Here is a 16,026-nt window from a genome sequence, read left to right as displayed (position 1 = left end):
ATTCCAAATCCGCATTGGAAACCTATATTCGCGGGTGTCCCTTTGGTTCTGACATTCGTAAAAACTCTCGGGGCAACACCATACGAATGTCAGAACCAAAGGGACATCAGGCCGCAGCTTGTCCATCCACACGATCCGAGGAAAGGGCGGCGGCCACCAAGCCGACGCCTCAGATTTCAAGCGAAGGTGATGTTCTGATCCCGCAGCGGCACCGAACGAATTCGTTTTCCGGTCGCTGCGAAATACGCGTTCAACACCGCTGGCGCCGCCACGCAAATCGTCGGCTCGCCGACGCCGCCCCAGGTCCCGCTGCCGCTTGGCATGATGACGGATTCCACTTTCGGCATTTCGGCAATCCGCATCGAATTGTAGGTGTCGAAATTCGCCTGTTCGATGCGGCCGTCCTTGACGGTGCAGCCGCCGTAGAACAGGCCCGACAGTCCATAGACAAACGAGCCGGCGACCTGGCGGTCGATCTGGGCGGGGTTGACGGCAAAGCCCGGATCGGTGGCGCCTACGATGCGATGGATCTTGATCTTGTTGCCGTCGACGACCGAGATTTCGGCAGCACCTGCGACGTAACTGCCGAAGCCCATGAAATGGGCGAGACCGCGGTAGATGCCTTGCGGCGCTGGCTTGCCCCAGCCGATCTTTTCCGCCACCGCGTTGAGCACGGCCAGGTGCTTCGGGTTATTGGCCATCAGCTTGCGGCGGAATTCGAGCGGATCCTGGTTAACCGCATGCGCGAGCTCGTCCATGAAGCATTCGACATAGATCGCGTTGTGGTTGACGTTGACGCCGCGCCAGAAGCCCGGCGGAACGGGCGGGTTGCGCATCGAGTGCTCGATCAGAAGATTGGGCACCGAATAGCCGAACGCCGCTTCCCCACTCGCGTTGAGGCCCTGGAAGGTGACCGGGTCCTTGCCGTTGACCAGGGCCGCAGGCCGCAAGCTGAACAGGATCGATTGCCCGGATATCCGCATATGCAATGCGGTGAGGTTGTTGTTGGCGTCGAAGCCCGCCGTCAGCTTGCAATGAGTGACCGGATGATAGGCGCCGTGCTGCATGTCTTCTTCGCGCGACCACAACAGCTTGATCGGCGTGCCCGGCATCTCCTTGGCGATGGCGACAGCCTGACGCACATAGTCGGTGTTGCCCTTGCGGCCGAAGCCGCCACCGAGCATCTGCTTGTAGACGTCGCACTTTGAGGCAGGTAATCCCGAGACTTCCACTGCTGCCGCGAAAGCAGCCTCGCCGTTCTGGGTGCCGCACCAGACCTCGCATTTGTCCGGTGTATAGAGGGCCGTTGCGTTGAGCGGCTCCATCGTCGCATGGTTCTGGTAAGGATACGTGTAGACCGCCTCGACCTTCTTGGCGGCGCTCGCGAGTGCGGACTTCACGTCGCCGTTTTCGTTGCCGACATAGACGGGCTGCGAGGGGTCGAAACCTTCGTCAAGCCACTTGGCGATCGATGCGCTTGAGACCTTTGCGTTGGGACCTTCATCCCAGACGATCGGCAGGGCATCCAGTGCCGTCTTGGCGTGCCACCAGGTATCGGCGACCACGGCGATCGCGTTGTCGCCGACTTTCACGACCTTCTTCACGCCCTTCATGTTGGCAATCTTGGCTTGGTCGTAGCTCTTCAGCGTGCCGCCGAACACCGGACATTGCTTGATCGCGGCGTTGAGCATTCCCGGCAGCTTGACGTCGATGCTGTAGATCATCTTGCCGGTGGTCTTGTCGGCGGTGTCGAGCCGCTTGACGCCCTTTCCGATCAGCTTCCAGTCCTTCGGATCCTTCAGCTTGACCTCGGTCGGCGGGGAGAGTTTAGCGGCGGCCTCGGCAACCTTGCCGAAAGTCGTCGTCCGCCCGGATGGCGTATGGGTGATGACGCTGTTGGCGGCCGTGCATTCGGAAGGCTGCACCTTCCATTCGTTCGCGGCGGCCTGGATCAGCATCATGCGCGCCGTGGCGCCGCCCTTGCGGACATAATCCTGCGAGGCGCGGATGCCGCGGCTGCCACCGGTGGAGAAGTCGCCCCAAACGCGCTTGCGGGCGACGTTCTCGCCGGGGGTGGGATATTCAGTCGTGACCTTCGACCAGTCGCATTCCAGTTCTTCGGCAACGAGCTGGGCAAGACCGGTGAGCGATCCCTGGCCCATTTCGGAGCGGGCAATACGGATGACAACGGTATCGTCGGGCCGGATCACGACCCAGGCATCCACTTCGGGCGAGCCGTCGGCGGCACGCGCCACCGTGGGACCGCCGGCGGGAAGATCAAGACCCACCGCGAGGCCGGAGCCGAGCGCGGCGCTGCCGATGACGAAAGCGCGACGGTTGAGCCTTGGAGTATCAAGTCTTGGCATATGATTCATGATGACCTCCTCAGGCGTTCGCGACAGCGTGAATCGCTTCCCGCACCTGCTGGAAGGTGCCGCAGCGGCAGATGTTGGTGATGGCCTCGTTGATGTCCTGGTCGGTCGGCTTGGGCTTCTCTTTCAGAAGCGCCGCCACCGCCATGATCATGCCGCTCTGGCAATAGCCGCACTGAGGCACGTCGTTGTCGATCCAGGCCTGCTGCACCTTGTGCAGGGCTCCGTTGCCTGCCAGTCCTTCGATCGTGGTGATCTGCTTGCCGACGGCATCGCTGACGGTGACGCCGCAGGAGCGCATTGCCACGCCGTCGATATGAACCGTGCAGGCGCCGCATTGTGCAATGCCGCAACCGTATTTCGTGCCGGTCAGGCCGACATTCTCGCGGATCACCCACAAGAGCGGCGTATCCGGCTCGACGTCGACGTTGAATGTTTTTCCGTTTATTGTGAGGTTTGCCATCGCGATCCCCTGGTTGGTTCAATTCATCAATTGAACGGTCGATAACTTGGCCCGGAATCCGAGGCAGTTCAAATCAATATTCTGCGTAAAGCTAATGGAATAAACGGGTTTGGAAGGACTGCCGATTGCGCGGTCCGCCAGGTTTCGGGCCGCCTATTGTCGTGGGATCAGCCCTGCGGTGAAAGGACCATTCTTCGCGAGGTCTCTTTCTCAGGCGCGCGCAAAATCCAATTTGTCGAAACCATTCAATTCGATTCTATCTGTCCAGTCCTGCTCGAAAATATTTTCCGTTTTACCAGTCGGGCAAATCATCTCTACAAGCCGCGCCGTCCCGCCTTACAAAGGGGCGGCTCGCGATCGTCACGGACGCGAGGCGGGATGCGATGGACGCTTTGGTGCAGCGGACGAATGCAGGCGAAGCGTACGACGAAGCCACGTGGTTCTGACGTCTCGACGCTGACGTCAAGCTGGTGACGATGCTGACGCATCGCACTGGTGACGGCGACAAGAACGCCCGATCGCCGGGAAGAGCGTGGAATAAGCCGTAAGACCATCGCGCGGGGAATGCCGGACGTTTCCGGCGCCACCTGCGGTGACTAACTTGTGTGCTTTCTACCTTTGCACACAAGGCTGCGGGCGCGCTTGGCGCCCGGCATTCCTTGCGCCCTTAACCGGGCAAAAGGACTTGCAAGACTCGGGCGGATCACGCCGCGAGATCGCGGAACTGTGTCGATGAATCCCATCCTTCGAGACGCCTCGCTGGACGCGATGCTCCACGGGATGCTGGACGCGATGCTCCACGGGATAACGTCGGAGCAACTGGCGGGAGATCCTCTTGGTCAGGAGACGCCCGGCTCCGCGCTTCCGCGGGGACGACTTGGAAAGCTTATGCTGTCAAATCCCGAGATACGCCGCCTGCACCTGCTTGTTGTTGACGAGCTCGGCGCTCGTGCCGCTCATGATGACGTTGCCGCTTTCCAGCACATAGGCGCGCTCGACCAGCGACAGCGCGCGGCTGACGTTCTGCTCCACGAGGAGGATTGCGGTGCCTATCTTGTGGATCTCGCCGATCTTCTCGAACGTCACGTCGGTCATGACGGGCGCAAGGCCGAGCGAAGGCTCGTCCAGCATCAACAGGCGGGGCCGGAGCATCAGCCCGCGGCCGACCGCCAGCATCTGCTGCTCGCCGCCGCTCATGGTGCCGGCGAGCTGTTTCTTCCGCTCGGCGAGCCGGGGGAAGATGCCATAGACCAGTTCAAGCGTTTGCCGGCGCTCGGCCTTGGCCTTCGGCACGTAAGAGCCGATCTCGAGGTTTTCGTGCACGGTCATTTCCGGAAAGATCTGGCGGCCTTCCGGCACGTGGGCGATGCCGAATTCCGGGATCCTGTGCGGCGGATACGATGCGAGGTCGACGCCGTCGAAGGTGACCGTGCCCGAGGTCAGTTTGACCAGGCCGGAAATCGCCCGCAGCGTCGTGCTCTTGCCCGCGCCGTTTGCGCCGAGCAGCCCGACGGCCTCGCCCTTGCCGATCTCGATCGAGACATTGGCGATCGCCGGCACCGAACCATAACTGGCACTGACATTTTCGAGCTTAAGCAATTGCGCCTCCAGCCGGTGGATGCGCGTAGGAGCCGAGATAGGCGCGGACGACTTCCGGGTTTTCGACGATTTCCTTCGGTGAACCTTCCGCAATCTTCTGCCCGTGATCCAGCACGACGATATGACGGGCCACCGCCATGATCGCGCGCATCACGTGCTCGACGATGACGATGGTGAGGCCCTTGCTGGAGAGCTTGCCGACCAGCGCGACCGCCTGGTCGATCTCCGCCGGATTGAGCCCGGCCATGACCTCGTCAAGCAGGAGAATCCTGGGCTCGGTGGCGAGCGCGCGCGCCATTTCCAGCCGGCGCTGGTCGATTGTGGTCAGATCCTTGGCCGGCGTCTGCTCCTTAGGCGAAAGGCCGACGAAGTCGATGGCCTCGCGCGCCTTCTCGCGGGCAACGGCCGTGTTCTTGTCGCGCAGGAAAGCGCCGGTCATGACGTTGCTGAGCACCGTCATGGCGCCGAACGGCTTTGCGACCTGGAAGGTGCGGGCCAGTCCGTGCGCGCAGATATTATGCGGTCTCAGGCCGACAATCTCGCGGCCAAAGGCCTTTACCGATCCGGAATCGGGGCGATGAAATCCGGTGATGAGATGAAAGCTCGTGGTCTTGCCGGCGCCGTTGGGGCCGATCAGGGCGACGGTTTCGTTTTCCTTCACGGTGAAGCTGACATCCTGGACGGCGCGCAGGCCGCCGAACCGCTTGCTGAGGCCGGAGATGACGAGCGCATCTGCCATGGACTTTATCCTTACGCTCGCGCCGGCGCGCGGCCGGCATGGCGTTGACGGAGTTCCTCGATCATGCCCATCAGGCCGGTCGGGCGCCAGAGAATCACGGCCATCAGGATCAGGCTGTAGACAGTGAGCTGAATGCCGCCGATCGAACTCCCGAGCCAGCTTTGCAGGAGGGTCGAGGTGGTTTCCAGCAGGACCGTGCCGATCAGCGGTCCCCACAGCGTGCCGATGCCGCCGACGATCGCCACCAGAGCGGCTTCGATCGAGATGTTGAAGGAAAACGCGGTCGCGGGATCGATGAAGTAGATGTACTGGGTATAGAACGTGCCCGCGAGCGCGGTGAGAAATGCGCTGATCATGTAGATGTCACGCTTCATTTTCGGGGCGTTGACGCCGATCGCTTCGGCGGCATCTTCGTCCTCGCCGATGGCGACCAGGTAGTTACCCACCCACGACCGCTCGATCAGCCAGGTGATCAGCAGTCCAAGCAAGAGCAGGCCGAGCACGACGTAATAGTAGGAGCCCTTGTTCTCGAACTGCATCATCAGCGGCGCGGCGCCGAGATTGGGGATCGTCGTGCCCTCGGCGCCCCAGGCGAAATCGCGGAATTTGAGGAAGATCAGCATCAGGGCTTGCGCCGTTGCGATGGTCGCGATGGTGAAATAGGGGCCACGCAGGCGGAAGCACAGCCAGCCGATCGGCAGGCTTGCCAACGCCGCGACCGCGCCGCCGGCAACCATGCCGATCCACGGCGAGACATTGTAGTTGATCTCGAGAATTGTCGACGTATAGGCGCCCAATCCGAAGTAGGCGGCGTGCCCCAGCGAGAGCTGCTTGGCATAACCGCCCATCAGGTTCCAGGCCGTGCCGATAAAGGAGAACAGCAGGATCCGGATGAAGATGTCGATCGCAAACGAGCTCTTCACCACCACGGGCAAGGCGACCAAAACCGCGATCCCGACCGTCAGGAGGATCACGCTGCGCGTTTTGTGCGTCATCGGGCGCGACCTCCGCCGAGGCCGGTCGGTTTGAAAGCGAGCGTGAGCAAAAGCATCCCGAACACCACGATCTGGCCGGAGTCGGCGCCGACGAATTGAATGCCAAGCGATTCGGCGATGCCCATCATCAGGCTCGCGACGAGAGCGCCCATCACGTTGCCGAGCGTTCCGAGCACGACGGCGACAAAGGCCATCAGCACGAACACTTGCCCGACGAAGGGATAGGCGGAATAGAACGGCATCAGGAGCGACCCGGCGGCACCCGCCAGCGCCAGCGCGATCCCGAGCGCGACGCAGAAGACGCGATTGGGATTGATCCCCATCAGCATGGCGACGTCGCGGTTTTGCGAGGCCGCGCGCATGGCTTTCCCGAGGTCGGTCGTGTGGAGGAACAGCCAGAGCAGACCGCTCAACAGCATCGCCACGCCAAAGGCAATCAGCTTGGCCTCCGGAATGTAGAGCCCGCCGACGTGAAAGGCTTCATCGGAATAGGAAGTATGAACGGTGCGGTAATTCGCAGTGAACAGCATCAGCGCCAGGTTCAGCAGCAGGAGCGAGAGCGCAAACGTCAGGAAGATCTGCGGCATGTCGTTCGGTCCCAGCACCCTGCGGATCAGGAAGTGCTGGATCAGCACGCCGGCCACGAACAGCACCGGCATGGTGACGAAGAGCGAAAGCAGGGGATCGATGCCGTACTGATGGGCAAGAAAGAAGCTGATATACATCCCGATCATCACGAATTCGCCCTGGGCGAAGTTGACAATCTTGACGACGCCGAAGATCAGCGTGACGCCGATGCTGACGAGCGCATAAATCCCGCCGATAAGCAGGCCGTTGATGACGGCCTGGGCCACTGTCTCAAACATGGAGTGAAGCCGGCTTTAGATTTTCATCATCGGCGCGCGGGCGTCTTCCTTCGGGAAGATGCTGGCGAGATCGCCGTGCTGCCACTGCACGCCGACGGGGTGGCCGTAGATGTTCTTGCCGTCCGGACCGAACTTCACCTTGCCGCCCGGCGCCATCGCCGCGTAACCCGAGGAGACGTCGAGCGTGGAAAGTGCCGCCCGCACCTTTTGCGGATCGGGGGAGGCGGCACGCTCCAGGGCGTCGGCAAGCATGAAGGTCTGCGCGACCAGCCCGCCGGCATATTCGAACAGGAAGTCGCCGGTGCGCTTCTTGAACTCGGCATTCACCTTCTGGGCGTCTTCACTGACGTCGTGGTTCCAGTGGGCGACACCCTGCAAGCCTTCGGCGAGCTTGCCGACATTCTTGTAGAAGTCGGGAATGACAAATCCGCCCGAGCCGCCGTTGATCGAGATATTGAGGCCGAACTGCTTGACCGTGCGCACGATCAGGATGAGGTCGTTCAGGTAGGAAACCGAGAACAGCGTATTGGCGCCGGAGGACTTGACCTTGTTGATCAGCGGGCTCGCGTCGGTGAAGCCGGCCGAGTAAGGCTCGAACATTACGATCTCGACGCCTTCCGAAGGAGCAAGCTCTTTCAGTCCGTTCGAGGTCGAGGTCCCGAATGCGGTGTTCTCAAAAATCACCGCGACCTTCGGCTTGTCGCTGACGAGTTTGGACATTTGCAATTGCGCGCGGGCAAACTGCGAGGCGCGTGCGAAGGGAGTAAAGGTGTAGGTACGACCCTTGTTGAGCTGATCCGAACTCGATCCCGTGATCAGCGGAACCTTGGCGCGCTCGGCGACCTCGCTCGCGATGAGCGTAAGGGCGCTGGCATAGCATCCGTGAATTGCGGAAAGCTTGTTGCCGGTGATCAGCCGGTCGGTCTCGGTCCGTGTCACCGTGGTGTCACTTTGCACGTCGGAAATGATCAGGTTGAGTTTAGCGCCACCGAGCGACTTGATGCCGCCAGCCTCGTTGACCATGTCGACTGCGAGTTTTGCGGCGGCGACGCAGCCGACGCCGATCTGCGCCATGCTGCCGGTTGTCGGGTAAAGCGCGCCAATGTTGACAGGATCGGCAGCCCAGCCGCGCAACGGCACCGCGCCGAACGCGCCGGCTGCGAGCAGGCCGCCTGTTCTGACGATGAACTGACGTCGGCTCGCCCGCCCGGATGAAGCCTGATTGGTGATCTTGCAGGCGGAATCCTTGCGCGCCTTCGCCATCGTTACTTCCTCCCCATTTCTTTCGGCTGCGGCAGTCCGCCGCCTTATGTTTTCTGTCTTCGCGGCTTTCTTTCGCGATGCGGCCGCGTATCAAGGGAAGGTAACCGCATTCAATATTGTTTACAATACGACACGCAATTTTACCGCGTGGCTTGGCGTCCTACGACGCCAAGCCACTTCGCTGAACGATATACCGGAAAACGCGTCGTTGCTTGGAAGGCCCGCAGTATCCTGCGAGATCGCCTTATTCAGCGCTGCTGACAAGCTTGATCCGCGGCTCACTGACTTCCATCAGGCTGCTGTAAGCAGCCAGGTAATCCAGCGCCATCCGCTTTGCGGTGAACCGGGTCTCGAACTGCTTGCGTATATTGCTGCGATCGAGTTGCGGCAGGCTTGCAACCGCAGCGACCGCACTGATCTCGTCCTCCACGATGAATCCGGTCAGGCCTTCATCAATGATCTCCGGGACGGAGCCGCGGTTGAAGGCAACCACCGGCGTTCCGCAGGCCATCGCCTCGATCATGACAAGCCCAAACGGCTCCGGCCAGTCGATCGGAACGAGCAAGCCGAGCGAGCCGCTCAGGAAATCCGATTTCTCATGGTCGCCGATCTCGCCGATGTATTCGACGAGGGGGTGGTCCATCATGGGGCGCACCACCTCGTCATAATATTCCTGATCGGCCCGGTCGACTTTGGCGGCGATCTTCAAGGGGATGCCGCATCGGATAGCAATCCTGATTGCGCGATCGACACCCTTTTCCGGCGCGATCCGGCCAAGTACGCTGAGATAGGAAGGCCTGGCCGGCCGGGGCATCAGCAAGTTCTCCGGCAGTCCATGGTGGATGGTGCGGAGCCAGTTCGCCTGCGGGGCCGGACGCCGCTGCGCGTTAGAAATCGAAATTACCGGAACGGACGAGAACGTGTTGAAGACCGGCTGGTGCTCCGGCAAATCCAGCCTCCCGTGGAGCGTCGTCACGAACGGCGTCGGCTGACGAAGGAACAGCGAGAACGGGTAATAGTCGAGATGAAAGTGGAGAAAGTCGAACTCTTCATCGTCACATTTTTGCCGAACCCGCTCCAACATCACCATGTGAAGTGCGTTCGGGTCACGGACGGACCCATCCAGGCGAAGTGCCCGCGGCCAGGTCGCATCGAGTTTCGCAGATGTCTGAGAATCGCCACTTGCAAATAGCGTTACATCGTTCCCAAGCGCGACAAGCTCCTCCGTCAGCCAGTGTACCACCCGCTCGGTTCCGCCATACAGCCTGGGTGGAACCGCCTCCGTCAGCGGAGCTACTTGCGCGATGCGCATCTATCTCTCCCTCTTCTCAATGTCATGATGAACAGCCCCACTCAGCAGCCCGACGCGACGGCGCCGGGAGGGGAACGTTTTCGCATTTGCGAGGTTCCAGAAAGGTGCGTACTTCTTTCATCGGAAACATCGTTCTCGGTGCACCTGATGGTGAGAACTGCTGTGCGCGACAACAGCGGGGCGGGAACCGCAAAGCGGTGTGCGGCATTCCATCGGCTGAAAGAAAAACCGGGCCTCGTCATCGGGCCTAAAAGAATTCGAAAAGGGTCTTGCAGCACATGGACAACCTCTCAGGCTACGCCCATCGCCCGTTCGCTTTTGTGCTGCGCTATCTTCGTCAAAGGCCTGCCTCGCACAGTTTCATCCTGTCGGCTGTAGTTGCTGCGGTCGCCTGTTCCGTAGGCACCCAGTACGGCGTGAAGTTTCTGGTCGATGGTCTCTCGGGCGGACCGTCCAACGCCGGTACCGTGTGGGTCGCGTTTGCCTTGTTGATTTCGTTGATTGCCGCCGACAATTTTTTGTGGCGAGTTGCTGGCTGGATTGCGAGCTTTACGTTTGTCGGGGTTACCGGCGATCTCAGGCGGGACATGTTTCGCCACTTGACCGGGCACGCGCCGAGCTATTTTTCGGACCGGCTTCCGGGAATGCTGACAAGCCGTATCACTGCGACCTCCAATGCGGTCTTTTCCGTCGAAAACATGTTCATCTGGAATGTCCTGCCGCCCTGTATAGCGACAGTCGCCGCTATCAGCCTGATCGGAACGGTAAGCTGGCAGATGTCCGCGGTTCTGGTCATCATCGCAGGCGGAATGGTTGTGGCAATGTTTCGGCTCGCTGCTGCGGGAAAACCGCTGCATGACGATTTCGCGGACAAAGCCGCAGCCGTCGATGGCGAGATGGTCGATGTGATCAATAACATGCCTTTGGTGCGGGCATTTTGCGGGCTGAGCTTCGAACATGAGCGTTTCGACGCCACCGTGAAGAGGGAGCTTACGGCGCGCGGCCGCAGCCTTCGATATCTGGAAAAGCTCCGGTTCATCCATGCGGCGGTGACCGTTGCACTGACCGTCGCGATTCTTGCTTGGGCGATCACGCTTTGGCAAAGCGGCACTGCGACAACCGGCGATGTCGTTCTGGTGTGCACGCTCGGTATTTCGATTCTCAGTGCCACGCGCGATCTTGCAGTCGCGCTGGTCGATGTCACGCAGCATGTTGCGCGGTTGACCGAGGCGCTCGCCACCTTGCTACTTCCGCATGAGCTCTGCGACCATCCGGAAGCCGAGCCCCTTGTGAAGAGTGGCGCAGCTATCACCTTCAACAATATCTCCTTTCATTATCCGGGCGGAGCGACGGTCTTCGACAGGTTCAGTCTGCGGATCCAGCCCGGTCAGCGGGTGGGGCTGGTGGGCCAATCCGGAGGTGGAAAGTCCACCCTGTTCGTCCTGTTGCAGCGATTTTACGACGTCCAGCAGGGAAGCATCACGATCGACGGTCAAGATATCTCGCGCGTCACGCAGCAAAGCCTGCGCGAAGCAATCTCAGTCGTGCCGCAGGACATTTCGCTGTTCCACCGCTCGATCCTGGAAAATATCCGCTATGGACGGCCGAACGCAACCGACGACGAAGTGCTGCGCGCAGCGATCGCAGCGCGTTGCGATTTTGTCGAAACGCTTCCGGAAGGCCTCGAAACAATGGTCGGCGACCGGGGCGTCAAATTGTCCGGAGGTCAGCGGCAGCGGATCGCTATTGCGCGCGCCTTCCTGAAAGATGCCCCGATCCTGCTGCTGGATGAAGCCACTGCATCGCTCGACAGCGAATCCGAGGAGGCCATCCGCGAGGCGCTTTCCCGCCTGATGCGCGGACGAACCGTTATTGCGATCGCTCATCGCCTTGCAACACTGCGCCATTTCGATCGCGTTGTCGTTCTCAAGGCCGGCAAGATCATCGAAGACGGATCGCCAGATCGTCTGATGCAGGGACAGGGACCCTACCGCGAATTGGTAACGCAGGAAATGAGGCGACTCGCAAAGCACGCGGCCTGAGCTGCACCGCCCGACCTGCAGCATTGGGTGTGGCGACACTGAGTTTCTTAAAGCTTGGGACGTTGCCGCGATTGCTTCAACGGAGCGTCGGAGCGAAAGCCGCACCACAAAAACCAATATTCGGTAATGTCCCTCGGCTCTGACATTCGTAAAGGGGCTCGCGTCGAAAGACTACGAATGTCGAAACTCGGACATTAGGGGCGTTGCGCAAGTCTGTCGCTGCCAATTCAAGCGAGGTCACATGTCAGCGGAAGCCGTCACCAGCGTCGCCACATTGCGGATAACGGAAACGGTCGAAGAATCGCCATTCTACATTCCGATGACCGGGCCTGCGGCTCGGGCGCGACGTTCGCTCAAACATGACGATACGTTCATCGTACTCGACTGTCATGGCGATATTGGCGCCTCCGCGGGCGGGCCGGACGGCCTGTTCAATTTGGATACCCGCTATCTGGCGCGGCTCGAACTGGTATTGGATGATGTCCAGCCGCTGCTTCTGGGCTCAAACCTCCGCGATGACAATTCAGCGCTGACGGTGGATCTGACCAATCCAGACGTCTATCGTCAGGGGCGCAATGTCCTTCGGAAAGACATGCTGCACATTGTTCGCACCATCTTTCTTTGGCGGGGCGCCGCGTATCAGCGCATCGGTGTGCAGAATCATGGTGAGCATGTTGCAAGCTTCGACCTGACGCTGCTGTTCGGCAATGATTTCGCCGATCTGTTCGAGGTGCGCGGCGAACGGCGTGAACGGCGCGGCGTTGCCTCCGGAAAACTACTCAGCCCTTCCGACGTTCTCCTCGAATATACTGGATTGGACGGTGCTTCGCGCTCCACGGCGCTTCAGCTCGATCCCGAGCCCACGCGTCTCACCGCGAATGCGGCAACTTACCACCTCGAGCTCGCGCCGAAGCAGATGCAGTCCCTGTTTGTGATTGCGTCCTGCAACAAGCCCGGGGCTTCGAAGCCAGTTCCGTTCTTTCGCGGCCTGTTGGCGCATCGCCGGGAGATGCGCCAGCAGACGAGGGGTGCTGCCAGTATCGAAACCTCGAACAATATCTTCAATGAAGTGCTGTGCCGCTCGATGGCCGACCTGAACATCTTGATGACGGACACACCGGAGGGCCGGTATCCATATGCAGGAATTCCCTGGTATTCGACGACGTTCGGACGTGACGGGATTATCACAGCGCTTCAGATGCTATGGATCGATCCGCGCGTGGCTCGCGGCGTGTTGAAGCGGCTGGCCCGGTATCAGGCAAAGAGTGTCGATCCGCTCGCCGACGCCGCACCGGGAAAGATTCTGCATGAAATGCGCGGCGGTGAAATGGCGGCCCTTCGGGAGGTGCCGTTTGCACAGTATTACGGCAGCGTCGATGCAACGCCCTTGTTTGTGCTTCTGGCCGGCCTTTACGTCGAACGTACGGGTGATGGCGCTACCCTCGCCGAACTGTGGCCGGCCATCGAAGCTGGCTTGCAGTGGATCGATGGCGCCGGTGATCCGGACAGGGATGGCTTTGTCGAATATCAGCGCGCCTCGGAACAGGGGCTTGCCAATCAGGGCTGGAAAGATTCTTTCGATGCGATCTTCCACGCAGATGGCCAGCTGGCGGAAGGTTACATCGCGCTCGCCGAGGTGCAGGGCTACGTCTTTGCGGCAAAGCGGCTGGCGGCTCGATGCGCCAAACGAATGGGATTATTTGAACGGGCGCGGCAGCTCGAGAGCGAAGCCGCGCAGCTTGCCGAAAGGTTTGAGAACACGTTCTGGTGCGACGAACTTTCCACCTATGCGCTGGCGCTCGACGGCGAGAAAAAGCAGTGTCGTGTCCGCACATCGAATGCCGGGCAGCTTCTTTTCACGGGCATTGTGCGCGAGGATCGCGCTCGCCTGGTCGCTGCCGGATTGATGCAGCCCAGTTTTTTTACCGGCTGGGGCATTCGCACCGTCGCCCAGGGCGAAGCACGCTACAATCCGATGTCTTATCACGACGGATCGATCTGGCCGCATGACAACGCATTGATCGCACTCGGCCTCGCGCGCTACGGGCTCAAACATTCGGTCGAGCAAGTGTTCAAGGCGCTGTTTGATGCAGCGACTTACATGGATTTGCGCCGGTTGCCCGAACTGTTTTGCGGTTTTCGCCGCGAGAAGGGGCGCGGGCCGACGCTCTATCCGGTCGCATGTGCGCCGCAAGCCTGGGCGAGCGCGACTCCGTTCACCTTGCTTGAGGCCGCGCTCGGACTGGAATTCGACGCCGACCAGGGAGAAATCCGCCTGCGCAACCCGCGCCTGCCGGTTTTCCTCAACGAAATCGTTCTACGTGATCTGGAGCTGGGAGCCTCGAGTGCCGACCTTCGGCTCAGGCGGCATGGCGATGAAGTGTCGCTCGAGGTGATGAGGACGCGAGGCAAGATTCAGGTTTCTATCGTGCTTTCCCGCTGATCTTGCAAAGGCAGTGGACGGCTCTGACCGGCTGCGGCGGATTGCGAACCGCCGCTTCCGGCAATCAAGCGAGGGTTGAGATGCGCGCCAGAATTCTGTTCACGCTCGCGATCATAGGTGTCGCCAGCCTGTACGCCGCCCGTTCCTGGGGCGAAGGTGATTCCGCGGCACCTCCATCTGCAGAACAGCAACCATCTGCTCCACCTGCTGCTCCGAAAGAGCCACCGCCGCCAGCGTCCGTCACCATCATCGGTGCGAGCGAAGCCCATGGCGTTTTGGGACGAGACGTTCGAGGCCCGAAAGGCGAGGATATGGGACGTATCGTCGATGTCATCGTAGATCGTGAGGGGACGGTCCGGGCCGCTGTGATCGATTTTGGCGGCTTTCTTGGGGTTGGCAGCCGGAAGATCGTCGTCGACTGGAATGCACTGCATTTTGGAGGAGTCGCCAAGAAGGGCGACAGCATCACGCTAGATCTGACGAAGGAGCAGGTGATGGCAGCTCCCGAATACAAGGAAGGCACACCCATCGTGGTGCTCGGCGCCGCCGGCAGCCTCAAACCGTGGCAATACGATCACCAGTGAGACGGCGGAGCAATGTTTGCGCGCCAATCTTCTTCCCGACATCAACACGCTCGCTCCACGGAGCGGGGACAATTGGATCATGACAATCGGATGGTTCGCTCTGACTCCGAACCGGTGACGCCAAATGCATTGCCGCATCCCTCGCGGGAAAGTCTTCGTGGTCTCGACTGGTTCATCTTCTTTCTCGCGGATGTGCAGACCGGTTTCGGGCCGTTTGTTGCGGTCTACCTGACTACGCAGAAATGGACGCAAGTCGAGATCGGCTCGATCCTTTCGATCGGCAGCATCATCGCCTTGATCGGACAGATGCCGGGCGGGGCGATTATCGATGCGGCGAAATCGGAGCGTCTGGTCGCGGGCCTTGCCATCGCGACGATCGGATGCGCCGCGCTCGCCTATGCGGCATGGCCGATCTATCCGGTGATCGCGGCCGCCGCAACGCTGCAAGCCGCGGCCAGTTGCGTGCTTGGCCCGGCGATCGCCGCAATCAGTCTTGGTCTGGTGGGACCTTGGGCGATCGGCGAGCGGTTGGGACGCAACGCGCGCTTCGCCTCGCTTGGCAACGGCGTCGCCGCCGCCCTGATGGGGACCTGCGGCTATCTGCTGTCGAGCCGTTCAGTGTTTCTCGTCGCCTTCGCGTTGGCAATTCCGACCCTGCTCGCGCTGGCGCGCATCCGCGAACGGGAGGTCGACGCCGCCCGCGCGCATGGATCCGTGCCGCCGACTGCGCCGAGCGCGAAATCGACCAGTGCGCTGGTTTTGCTGCGTCAGCGTCCTCTTCTGATCTTTGCCGGCAGCATTCTGCTGTTGCAAATGGCCAACGCCTCGATGTTACCGCTGATGGCAGGCATCGTCACCACCCGATCGAGCCAATGGGCCACCGTTCTCATCGCCGCCTGTATCATCGTGCCGCAGGCGATCGTCGCGCTGACATCGCCCTCGGTCGGACGCACGGCGCAGGTATGGGGAAGGCGGCCTTTGCTTATGTTCGGATTTGGCGCGCTTGCGCTTCGGGGCATCATGTTTGCGGTCGTCCGCGATCCTTATTTTCTGGTTGCGGTCCAGATACTCGACGGCGTCACTGCGGCAGTATTGAGCGTCCTGATTCCGCTCGTCGTTGCGGACGTCGCCTTCGGGAGCGGCCATTTCAACCTCGCCCAAGGTGTCGTCGGTACCGCCACCGGGATCGGCGCGTCACTGAGCACCGTGCTCGCCGGCTACGCCAGCGACAAGTTTGGCAGCAGCGTTGCGTTTGCCGGGCTTGCCACAGTCGCGGCGGTCGGCCTTGTCGTCATCTGGCTGGCGATGCCGGAAACCCGGCCGCCCCCGCAAAGCGGCCGAAGGTAAG

12 protein-coding genes are annotated in these 16,026 nt (G+C 60.9%); 4 read left to right on the top strand and 8 right to left on the bottom strand.

The window, feature by feature from the left end:
* Window positions 1-176: 176 nt before the first annotated feature.
* From NEZ08_RS21295 to NEZ08_RS21260, 8 genes are all read right to left on the bottom strand, one after another.
* The gene (locus tag NEZ08_RS21295) at window positions 177-2,366 is read right to left on the bottom strand and encodes a molybdopterin cofactor-binding domain-containing protein (protein WP_298111442.1); all 2,190 of its coding nucleotides are present in this window, start codon (window positions 2,364-2,366) and stop codon (window positions 177-179) included.
* Between the two features lie 19 nt (window positions 2,367-2,385).
* A complete protein-coding gene (locus NEZ08_RS21290; protein WP_298111391.1) occupies window positions 2,386-2,835 on the bottom strand; it encodes a (2Fe-2S)-binding protein in 450 nt (149 codons plus the stop codon).
* A gap of 894 nt (window positions 2,836-3,729) precedes the next feature.
* Window positions 3,730-4,434, bottom strand: coding sequence for an ABC transporter ATP-binding protein (locus tag NEZ08_RS21285; RefSeq protein ID WP_298111388.1), 705 nt, complete (start codon window positions 4,432-4,434; stop codon window positions 3,730-3,732).
* A complete protein-coding gene (locus NEZ08_RS21280) occupies window positions 4,427-5,173 on the bottom strand; it encodes an ABC transporter ATP-binding protein (RefSeq protein WP_298111386.1) in 747 nt (248 codons plus the stop codon). The genes NEZ08_RS21285 and NEZ08_RS21280 overlap by 8 nt, the downstream gene beginning before the upstream one ends.
* Window positions 5,174-5,184: 11 nt before the next feature.
* On the bottom strand, window positions 5,185-6,168 hold the full coding sequence (locus tag NEZ08_RS21275; protein WP_298111384.1) for a branched-chain amino acid ABC transporter permease: 984 nt from the start codon (window positions 6,166-6,168) through the stop codon (window positions 5,185-5,187).
* A complete protein-coding gene (locus tag NEZ08_RS21270) occupies window positions 6,165-7,034 on the bottom strand; it encodes a branched-chain amino acid ABC transporter permease (protein ID WP_298111382.1) in 870 nt (289 codons plus the stop codon). Before NEZ08_RS21270 ends, NEZ08_RS21275 begins: the two co-directional genes overlap by 4 nt.
* 15 nt (window positions 7,035-7,049) lie before the next feature.
* Entirely contained in the window at window positions 7,050-8,297 is a 1,248-nt protein-coding gene (locus NEZ08_RS21265) for an ABC transporter substrate-binding protein (protein ID WP_298111380.1), read from the bottom strand.
* A 244-nt stretch (window positions 8,298-8,541) separates the two neighbouring features.
* Window positions 8,542-9,609 carry a glycosyltransferase family 4 protein gene (locus tag NEZ08_RS21260; RefSeq protein WP_298111378.1) on the bottom strand — a complete coding sequence of 356 codons (1,068 nt, stop codon included), beginning with the start codon at window positions 9,607-9,609 and terminating at the stop codon, window positions 8,542-8,544.
* Window positions 9,610-9,887: 278 nt separating this feature from the next.
* On the opposite strand from NEZ08_RS21260, the gene NEZ08_RS21255 reads away from it, so the two are divergent.
* The 4 genes from NEZ08_RS21255 to NEZ08_RS21240 all read left to right on the top strand — a co-directional run bounded on the left by NEZ08_RS21255 (window position 9,888) and on the right by NEZ08_RS21240 (window position 16,025).
* Entirely contained in the window at window positions 9,888-11,651 is a 1,764-nt protein-coding gene (locus NEZ08_RS21255) for an ABC transporter ATP-binding protein (RefSeq protein WP_298111376.1), read from the top strand.
* A 241-nt stretch (window positions 11,652-11,892) separates the two neighbouring features.
* Window positions 11,893-14,094 (top strand): amylo-alpha-1,6-glucosidase, encoded by a 2,202-nt coding sequence (locus NEZ08_RS21250; protein WP_298111374.1) that lies wholly within the window; start codon window positions 11,893-11,895, stop codon window positions 14,092-14,094.
* Between the two features lie 80 nt (window positions 14,095-14,174).
* Entirely contained in the window at window positions 14,175-14,678 is a 504-nt protein-coding gene (locus NEZ08_RS21245) for a PRC-barrel domain-containing protein (protein WP_298111372.1), read from the top strand.
* A 90-nt stretch (window positions 14,679-14,768) separates the two neighbouring features.
* Entirely contained in the window at window positions 14,769-16,025 is a 1,257-nt protein-coding gene (locus NEZ08_RS21240) for an MFS transporter (protein ID WP_298111370.1), read from the top strand.
* Window position 16,026: the final 1 nt, after the last annotated feature.

The organism is Bradyrhizobium sp., from assembly GCF_027451485.1.
Lineage (GTDB): Bacteria > Pseudomonadota > Alphaproteobacteria > Rhizobiales > Xanthobacteraceae > Bradyrhizobium.
Note: the sequence above shows the minus strand (reverse complement) of the source record. Positions and strands in the feature narration are given on the sequence as shown.

Excerpts from the sequence above, each read along its gene's own strand:
- NEZ08_RS21295 (WP_298111442.1), bottom strand. The coding sequence starts at position 2,366 with ATGCCAAGACTTGATACTCCAAGGCTCAACCGTCGCGCTTTCGTCATC.
- NEZ08_RS21290 (WP_298111391.1), bottom strand. The coding sequence starts at position 2,835 with ATGGCAAACCTCACAATAAACGGAAAAACATTCAACGTCGACGTCGAG.
- NEZ08_RS21280 (WP_298111386.1), bottom strand. The coding sequence starts at position 5,173 with ATGGCAGATGCGCTCGTCATCTCCGGCCTCAGCAAGCGGTTCGGCGGC.
- NEZ08_RS21275 (WP_298111384.1), bottom strand. The coding sequence starts at position 6,168 with ATGACGCACAAAACGCGCAGCGTGATCCTCCTGACGGTCGGGATCGCG.
- NEZ08_RS21270 (WP_298111382.1), bottom strand. The coding sequence starts at position 7,034 with ATGTTTGAGACAGTGGCCCAGGCCGTCATCAACGGCCTGCTTATCGGC.
- NEZ08_RS21265 (WP_298111380.1), bottom strand. The coding sequence starts at position 8,297 with ATGGCGAAGGCGCGCAAGGATTCCGCCTGCAAGATCACCAATCAGGCT.
- NEZ08_RS21260 (WP_298111378.1), bottom strand. The coding sequence starts at position 9,609 with ATGCGCATCGCGCAAGTAGCTCCGCTGACGGAGGCGGTTCCACCCAGG.
- NEZ08_RS21255 (WP_298111376.1), top strand. The coding sequence starts at position 9,888 with ATGGACAACCTCTCAGGCTACGCCCATCGCCCGTTCGCTTTTGTGCTG.
- NEZ08_RS21250 (WP_298111374.1), top strand. The coding sequence starts at position 11,893 with ATGTCAGCGGAAGCCGTCACCAGCGTCGCCACATTGCGGATAACGGAA.
- NEZ08_RS21245 (WP_298111372.1), top strand. The coding sequence starts at position 14,175 with ATGCGCGCCAGAATTCTGTTCACGCTCGCGATCATAGGTGTCGCCAGC.
- NEZ08_RS21240 (WP_298111370.1), top strand. The coding sequence starts at position 14,769 with ATGGTTCGCTCTGACTCCGAACCGGTGACGCCAAATGCATTGCCGCAT.